2 protein-coding genes and 1 pseudogene are annotated in these 1,674 nt (G+C 68.1%); 1 reads left to right on the plus strand and 2 read right to left on the minus strand.

What is annotated here, in order from left to right:
* A pseudogene (locus L0C59_RS11015) lies at positions 1 to 194 on the minus strand (IS982 family transposase); the annotation flags it as partial.
* 200 nt (positions 195 to 394) lie between these two features.
* Between L0C59_RS11015 and L0C59_RS11020 the strand changes: the two are divergent.
* Positions 395 to 1,120, plus strand: a complete 726-nt coding sequence (locus tag L0C59_RS11020) for a class I SAM-dependent methyltransferase (RefSeq protein WP_169335130.1) — start codon at positions 395 to 397, stop codon at positions 1,118 to 1,120.
* Between the two features lie 119 nt (positions 1,121 to 1,239).
* On the opposite strand, the gene L0C59_RS11025 is transcribed toward L0C59_RS11020, so the two are convergent.
* Positions 1,240 to 1,674: transposase (locus L0C59_RS11025; protein ID WP_243091373.1), on the minus strand; the 435-nt coding region annotated here is incomplete at its 5' end.

Raw genomic sequence — 1,674 nt, forward strand, 5'->3', positions numbered from 1 at the left:
ACGTAGGTAAAGAGGCGCAGGTCTTTGGCGAGGGCCAGGGCCTTGTTGTGCTTGCCGCCCAGTTCCATGGCGGCCAGGATGGCGAGGGTCAGGATGGCGGAGGCTGGGGTCTTGGCTTGGGGGTCGTCCTTGTAGCCCAGGGCCTGGAGGGCATCGTCTATAATGCAAAAGGCCGCTATGATGCGCGACAGCATAGCGGCCACTATTTTTTCAGGCCTCGGGATAGGTAGCAACTTGGGTTAACATAGCACGGCGGGCGCCCGCTGTCCAGCGATCCATCTGGCGGTCCTTCCCGGACGGCGGGCGGTGCACTATAGTTTGGCCAAAGCTCCGGCACCGGGGCCGGTGCCGCGCCGCGGGGGGATGGCCGATGACGGGTGCACACTGGGACGCCGTGTTCGACGAGGATTACCTGTACTTCTACGAGACCTTCTTGCACGACGAGCGCAACGAGAAGGAGGCCGAGCTCATCGCCCGGCTCCTCGACCTCGGTCCGGGGGCGGATGTGCTGGATGTGCCTTGCGGGCACGGCCGCATCGCCGTGCGCCTGGCGCGCCGAGGCTGCCGCGTGACCGGCCTCGACGCCAGCCCGCTGTTCCTGGAGCGGGCCCGCCAGGCCGCGGCGGCCGCGGGCGTCGGCGTCGAGTGGGTCCACGGCGACATGCGGGCCCTGCCGTTCGGGCGAGACTTCGACGCCGTGGTCAACTGGTTCACCTCCTTCGGCTACTTCGACGACGAGGAGAACCGCCGCGTGCTGGCGGAGTTCCGGCGCGTGCTGCGGCCCGGCGGCCGGCTGCTGATCGAGACGGTCCACCGCGACCGGATCCTGCGCAGCCTGCCGCCCGGCGAGCCGGTGCGCTTCGACGTGGTCCGCCGGGGCGACGACCTGATGATCGACCGCACCGGGTACGAACCGCTCACCGGGCGCGTGCAGACCGACCGCACCATCGTCCGGGACGGGCGTGTGCGCCGGTTCGCGTACGGGCTGCGGCTGTATACGCCGGTGGAGCTGCGGGACGAGCTGCTGCGGGCCGGGTTCGCCCGCGTCGAGCTGCTGGGCGACGAGGGCGGACCACTCACGCTCGACAGCCGGCGGCTGCTCGCCGTCGCGCAGGCGTGAGCGAGGGCGCCGAACCGCTGGTGCGCGCCGCGACCCGGGAAGGCAAGCGGCGCCCGGTGGCGAACCCATGGTGCGGCCAGTTCCGTGGTGCGCAGCGACCGTTACTATAACCCAAGTTGCTACCCAGCCATCTTCTGGGTCAGGAGACTGATGTTATGGGCCAGGACGAAGGTGAGAACTTTGATGACGAAACCCTCCTGGGTCACGGCGTGGATGCGCCTGGGGAAGAGGTGATGGAGCATGCTCCCCACCGTCTCCACCACCCTCCGCCCCACGATGGCCAGGTACTGCATCCAAGGGAGATACCGCCGGCTGTTCCTCCTGCGGATGACCATGGGAACAACCTCCTGGGCCTCCCGGAGGAGGTCCTCGTACAGATGGCTCTCGTACCCCCGGTCCAGGTAGAGCTCCGCCCCCTCGGGAAGGTCCAGGGGAAGGAGGAGAAGAGAAGCGAGGTCGTGGAAGCTCCCCGGGGTCAGGTTCACCTCGTGGACGAACTTCCCGTCGTCCACCAGGAGGTGGAGCTTGAGGCCGTGGAAGTAGACCCGTTTGCT

It is taken from the genome of Thermus neutrinimicus (assembly GCF_022760955.1).
Classification (GTDB): Bacteria; Deinococcota; Deinococci; order Deinococcales; family Thermaceae; genus Thermus; species Thermus neutrinimicus.